The sequence below is a fragment of the Lysobacter sp. N42 genome (genome assembly GCF_004344885.1).
Genome location: NZ_SKFB01000085.1, coordinates 1 through 6116, shown reverse-complemented (window position 1 = coordinate 6116; position 6116 = coordinate 1). Strand labels below are relative to the sequence as shown.

Genomic DNA, 6116 nt, shown 5'->3' with positions numbered 1-6116 from the left:
GCGGCGGGTGGGGTTCCGGCGGCCGTCGCCGCCCCGCGTGCGGCATCGTTCCGCAGTACCGCCTCCCAGGGCGCGGCGGGCGCCCCGGCATGCGGAGGGGAAGGTTCGCGGAGGGCGGGGCGGGCCGGCGCGGACGGCACGTCGCCGCCACCGGCCTGGCGCTTGAGCGCGCGCAGCCTGTCGAGGGTGAGCGTCATGCGGGGCGCCCCTGTCGCTGCACCGCGGCGCCCGTGCGGCGGTGCCGGCAGCGCGGCGACCCCGCATGCCACCCGCGGCCGGGTACCGTCCTGGCGGCGCCGCATGGGGCCGGCCAGTGGCATGGGGCGGGGTTCATGCGTCGCGCTCCAGGGCGCGGGCATCGGCGTGGCGGCCTCGCCCATCCGACGGCACGGCCAGCAGGCTGAGCACGCGCCGGGCGAGCGCCTTGGGCGACACCGTGGCCTCGACACCGTCGCCGCGGACCGCCGCCCGTTCGTCGCCCGCCAGCACCGGGCCCACGCAGGCAGGGCAGCCCGCGCGGCAGTCGCAGCGCTCCACCAGCTCGATCGCGCGCTGCACGAGCTCGGCCTGCCGCGTCCACAAGGGCTCGGAGAGCCCCACGCCGCCGGGGAAGTTGTCGTAGAGGTAGATCGTCGGCACGAACTGCTGCAGCTCGAACGGCGCGAGCTCCTGCCCTTCCGCACCGCGCAGCTGGCCGCGGCCGTTCGCGTCGGCGGTGGCGAACCAGGCGCCGTCGCCGTTGCCGACGGCCTTCTGCAGGTCGCGCGCCTCGGCCATCACCGCCAGCGTGGCCACCACGTGCAGCGCGTAGCCCGCGCCGAGGAAGCCGTCGAGCGCGTCCTGGCGGCTGGCGAACCAGGCCAGCAGCTGCGGCTGCGGCAGCTGCCACCACGCCGCGGTGGTGTGCAGTTCCTGGTCGGGCAGGTTCACCGGCCCGTAGCCGATGTTCTCGTGCGTGTAGTAGCGGATCTTCTTGTAGCCGGCCACGCGCCGCACCACGTGCACCTCGCCGTGGTGCGCGGAACCGTCGCCGGCGCCCGCGCGGTCGAACTCGGCGAGCACCTTGAGCCGGGTGTAGTCGATCGAGTCGGTGTAGTAGTCGACGAACGTGCGCGTCACGAACGCCTTGCGCCCCTCCCAGTCCAGGCGCTCGACCTGGTAGGGCGTGGACTGCACCATGTGGATCGCGCCTTCGTACAACGTGAGCGCGGCGGCTGAGTAATCGACCTCCGCGATGATCTGCTGGCGGCCGTCGGTGCGGTCGACCACGACGAAGTTGCCGTCGGCCACCGAGCGCAGGCTCACCGCGTTGGCCGGATAGCTGTCGGCGATCCACTCCCAGCGGTCGCCCTCGCGGTGCACGACCTCGCTTTCGGCGAGCGCTTCCAGGTACAGCTCCGGCTCGATCGGGCCGAAGCGCTCGCCTTCCACGAACGGCAGCTCGAAGGCCGCGCAGCGGATGTGGTCGAACAGGATCAGCGGCTGGTCGGGGGCGATGCGCGCGTGCTCGGGGCTCGCGTCGATGAAGAACTCGGGATGGCGCACCACGTACTGGTCGAGCGGCTGCGAGTTGGCGACCAGCACGCCCAAGGAGGGCTGCTGCCGCCGCCCGGCGCGCCCGAAGCGCTGCCAGGTGCCGGCGACCGAGCCCGGGTAGCCGTTGAGGACGACGACGTCGAGCGCGCCGATGTCCACGCCGAGCTCCAGCGCGGAGGTGCTGACGATGCCGTCGATGTTTCCGGCGCGCATGGAGCGCTCGACCTCGCGGCGCTCGGTCGGCAGATACCCGCCGCGGTAGGCGCGGATGCGGGGCGGTTTGCGCGGGTCGTGATCGAACACGTCCTTGAGGTACTTGGTCAGCACCTCGACCATCAGCCGCGTCTGCGCGAACACCAGCGTCTTCAAGCCGGCCTTGATTGCGAGCCGCGCGATGCGGTTGCTCTGCGAGCGCGCGCTGGCGCGCAGGCCGAGGTCCGGATTGACCACCGGCGGGTTCCACAGCAGCACGTGCTTGTCGCCCGTCGGCGCGCCGGATTCGGTGATCGCCGTGACCGGCGCCTCGATCAGGCCTTCGGCATGCTGCTTCGGGTTGCCGATGGTCGCGCTGCAGAGGATGAACTGCGGATTCGATCCATAGAAGGCGCAGATGCGCTTGAGCCTTCGCAGCACGTTGGTGACGTGGCTGCCGAACACGCCGCGGTAGGTATGCACCTCGTCGATCACCACGTACCGGAGGTTCTCGAAGAACTGCGCCCACTTGGTGTGGTGCGGCAGGATGCCCTGGTGGAGCATGTCGGGATTGCTCACCACGATGTCGCCATGCAGGCGGATCGCCTGCCGCGCATCACCGGGCGTGTCGCCATCGAAGGTGAAAGCCTTGAGGCCCAGTTCGCCCGCGCGCGAGAGCTCCAGCAGTTCGGCCACCTGGTCCTGCGCGAGCGCCTTGGTCGGGAACAGGTACAGCGCCTTGGCGCCGCGCTCCATCGCCGCGCTCACCACGGGCAGCGTGTAGCACAGCGACTTGCCCGAAGCGGTGGGCGTGACCACCACGAGGTGCTCGCCACGCCGCGCCGCCGCCCAGGCCTCGGCCTGGTGGCTGTAGAGCCGCTCGATGCCGCGCGCCTTCAACGCGTGCGCAAGCGCGGGCGGGAGGTCGGCGGGCAGGTCGGCGTAGCGGCCTTCGCGGCCGGGGAGGGTGAAGTGGCCGGTGATGCGGTCGGCATAGCGATGCGCCAGTGCCTGCGTCAGGCCTGCGCCGTCGCGGCGCCGCGAGCGGGGCGCCAGCGTGGAGGGAAGCCCGGCCTCGCCTGCCGACGGGTCGTCGCCGTGCCGTACCACCAGTCCACGCTCCGCCATGTCCGCTCTCCGCCCCGGGGCGGAGGATTGGGCCGCAGTGGCGTCGCAGCCTGTGAGACTCAGCCGGGCAGGAGCGCGCGGAGGTCGATCTCGCCGCGACGCCAGGCGCGCAGCTTCGCCTCAGTCGGGATGCCGATGCCCTTGGCGCAGCCGTGCGTATAGAGCGTCACGTGCGGTGGCGGCACCGGCAGCTGGCGGCCCAGCAGCCCGCCCAGCCAGCGCGAGAAGAACGCCAGGGCCGGCAGGTCGACGAACTCGATCATCGACGCCACGAGCCCGGCCCCGCCGTCGTCGCGGCGGCCCCGCTTCTCGATCACCGCGCCGACGCCGGTGCGCACGGGCGACCAGTCCAGCGCCTCGAACGCAGGCCGCACCGCGGCCTCGCGCCGGTTGCCCAGCGCGGCGTGCAGCTCGCGGCCCAAGGCGCTGCCGATGAGGGTGACGTGCAGCTCGTCCTTGGGCGCGAAGCGGCGGCCGTCGATGTCCAGCGGCGCGCCGGGCGGCGCGTCGTGCAGTGGCAGGACCAGGGTGTGGGCATCGCTGAAGCCGGGCCAGGGAGTCGTCATCGCGCGCGCAGTCCGAAGCGGTGGATTCCATGCTGCCCGAGGCCGCGTGCAGGCGCTGCTACGCGTCCGTTCGCGGGTGCATTCAGGCGGCAGCGCGCGATGCGAAGCACCGGTGATGCGCGCGCTCGGTTTCCGGGCGGAAATGCCTGTTTCGTTTAGCGGGCGGTGGCCAAGGTCAAACGGGCCGTGATGCGCGCCCCGCTAGCGTCGGGGCCATGAAGACGACGCCCACTTTCCGCACGAAATCCCCGCGCCTTCGGCTGCGCCTGCTGATGCTCGCGCTGCTCGCCGCCACCGCCGCGCCGGCGCTGGCGCGCGACGTCCCCGCGCCCGCCGCCGTCGAGCAGGCGGCCCAGGCCGAGCTCGCGCCGGGCGAGTTCGAATGGAGCGGCGAGGCGCAGCCGGGCAGCCGCATCGTGGTGGTGGTGAGCCTGCCGCAGCAGATGGCGCACGTGTACGCCGACGGCGTGCGCATCGGGCGCTCCACAGTGAGCACCGGCAAGCCCGGCCACGAGACGCCCACGGGCGCGTTTCCCATCCTGCAGAAGCGCCGCGAGCACTACTCCAACCTCTACGACAACGCGCCGATGCCCTTCATGCAGCGGCTGACCTGGGACGGCATCGCGCTGCACGCCGGAAAGATCCCCGGCTATCCGGCATCGCATGGCTGCGTGCGCCTGCCGCATGCCTTCGCCGAGAAGCTCTTCGAGCTGACCGAGCGCGACATGATGGTGGTGATCGCCGACGAGGCCTCGCACAGCCTCGCGGTGGTCAACCCGGGCGAGCGCGTGCCGGTCAATCCGGTCACCGGCCTGGAATCGGGGGAGGGCGACGCGGTACTGGCGTCCCATGCCACGGGGGCGGGCCGCACGGCGGCGCGCTGACCGAAGACATCGCCTGGAACGGGAGGGTGAGCCGGGGGCCTGCCGGAACGCGGGCCCCCGGCGAGGCGTCAGTCGGCGATCGCGGCGGCCGGAGTGAAGTCCACGCGCCGCCGCTCGACGATGCGCTCGCCCTGCACGCGCCCTTCCACCAGTTCGTAGCCCAGCAGGGCGAACACGCGGTCGCCGACGAAGATCGGGCGTGCATTGCCGTACCAGTCCACGCAGCTGGCGCGGCAGCCGTCGTCGTCGCGCGGCGTGCGCCGCGCATCCAGCGTGCCCAGTGGCGACAGCCGCAATGCGCGCTGGCGCAGGAACAGCACACCCGCGCCTTCGCCGCGTTCGTCCTGCCGCAGGATGGGCAGGCCCAGCACGCCGGCGTCCGCGGCATCGGCGCGGTAGAAGAAGCCGTGCGTGCGGTCGTCGCCCTGCATCGCGCCGCGCTGCACCCACGGCGCCTGCAGGCGGGCGTGCCCGGCCAGCTGCAACGGCGTGAACAGCAGGTCGGCGCCGTCGGGGCCGACGAGCAGCGCATCGCGGCCCAGCGCCTCGATGCGCTGCAGCGCATGCGCGAGCGCGAACGCCTGCACGGGCGAGGCATCGGCAAAGCGGAGCGCATGCACGCGACGGCCCATGCGCGCGGTGGCGCCCTCGTTGCCGTAGACCAGCCAGTCGCCGACGAAGCGGTTGCGCAGCCCCCAGCCGCCATCGCCGGGCAGGGCGCGGTAGTGGCGGCGCGTGGCGCGGGCGTCGAGGCCGCCGAAGGCCGACAGCGGCACGCGCAGCAGCGCGAGCTCGCCGCCGGTCGCGTTCGAGGCCCACATGCCCTCGCCGCGGCCTTCGCGCTGCAGTACGACGTTGAGGTGGCCGTCGCGCTGCAGGAAACCCATCGTATCGACCGGGCTGCCGCTCGCGCGCAGGTGCGAGGGCGCGCCGCCGTCGAGCGGCAGGCGGAACAAGCCCGAGGCCTCGCCCGCATCGGTGGTCCACACGTACACCGCGTCCTGCGCCACGTGGAAGACGCGGCCCGGCGGCCCCAGCACCGCGGTGGCACGGCAGGCCATCTCGCGCCGCGCGAGGTCGCAGACCGACACCGTGTGCAGCGCCAGCGACGCGCCGGGGCGCAGTTCGTCGACGCCGCGGTAGATGCGCTCGGCCGGCAGCATGCGGCGGAAACCGGCCGGCGTGGCATCGCCGCGCCAGTGGCGGTAGGACGGCATCGCCTCCAGCCAGGGCGCATGCGCGTCCAGGTGCATGGGCGAGTAGAAGACCAGCTGCCGTCCGACGAGCCGGCTGGCGTAGTTGCGCGCGGAGTAGTAGTCGTGGCTCCTGAGCTGGTAGGTCGCGCGGTAGGCCAGCCCGCCGCGGGCGTCGAGGTCGAACAGCGCCACCTCGGTGCCGCCGCGCGCATAGCTGTAGCCGATCACCGCGACGGTGTCGCCGCTCACCAGCATCTCGTCGATCCAGGTGCCCGCGGGGTCGACGTCGGGGCCGAAGGCGTCGAGCGTGGCGACGGTCCGCAACACGTCGCTGCCGATGCGCAGGGTGAACAGGCGGCCGCGACGCAGCACGACGAGCACGTCGCCGCGGCGCTTGACGATGTCGCCCTCGTCCACGCCCTGCACCTGGTTGTTGGTGATGCTCTCCTCGCCGCCGGCGCGCGCGCCGGTGACCTCGATGCGGTCCAGCGACGCCGGCGCGGCCGCCACCGCGACCGGAGCGGGCGGCGCGGGGGGCCTGCAGAACGCCTGCCGCTTCCACGTCTGCTGCTCGGAAACCGAGGGGTTCGGCCACTACCTGGTGGAGGCGATGA

At 73.0% G+C, this 6116-nt stretch carries 4 protein-coding genes and 1 pseudogene; 1 reads left to right on the top strand and 4 read right to left on the bottom strand.

The window, feature by feature from the left end; all coding sequences use genetic code 11:
* The 3 genes and pseudogenes from EYQ95_RS26655 to EYQ95_RS25710 form a co-directional block, all read right to left on the bottom strand.
* Positions 1-197 (bottom strand): annotated as a pseudogene (locus EYQ95_RS26655) (hypothetical protein); the annotation flags it as partial.
* Positions 198-330: 133 nt separating this feature from the next.
* Positions 331-2856, bottom strand: coding sequence for a DEAD/DEAH box helicase (locus EYQ95_RS25715; protein WP_132331996.1), 2526 nt, complete (start codon positions 2854-2856; stop codon positions 331-333).
* A gap of 59 nt (positions 2857-2915) precedes the next feature.
* Complete coding sequence (locus EYQ95_RS25710) at positions 2916-3422, bottom strand: hypothetical protein (protein WP_132331994.1); 507 nt, start codon at positions 3420-3422, stop codon at positions 2916-2918.
* A gap of 215 nt (positions 3423-3637) precedes the next feature.
* Here EYQ95_RS25710 and EYQ95_RS25705 point away from each other — a divergent pair, with 215 nt between their 5' ends.
* Positions 3638-4306, top strand: coding sequence for a L,D-transpeptidase family protein (locus EYQ95_RS25705; protein ID WP_132331992.1), 669 nt, complete (start codon positions 3638-3640; stop codon positions 4304-4306).
* 68 nt (positions 4307-4374) lie between these two features.
* Here EYQ95_RS25705 and EYQ95_RS25700 read toward each other — a convergent pair whose 3' ends face one another.
* On the bottom strand, positions 4375-6012 hold the full coding sequence (locus EYQ95_RS25700) for a beta-propeller domain-containing protein (RefSeq protein WP_132331990.1): 1638 nt from the start codon (positions 6010-6012) through the stop codon (positions 4375-4377).
* Positions 6013-6116 lie beyond the last annotated feature (104 nt).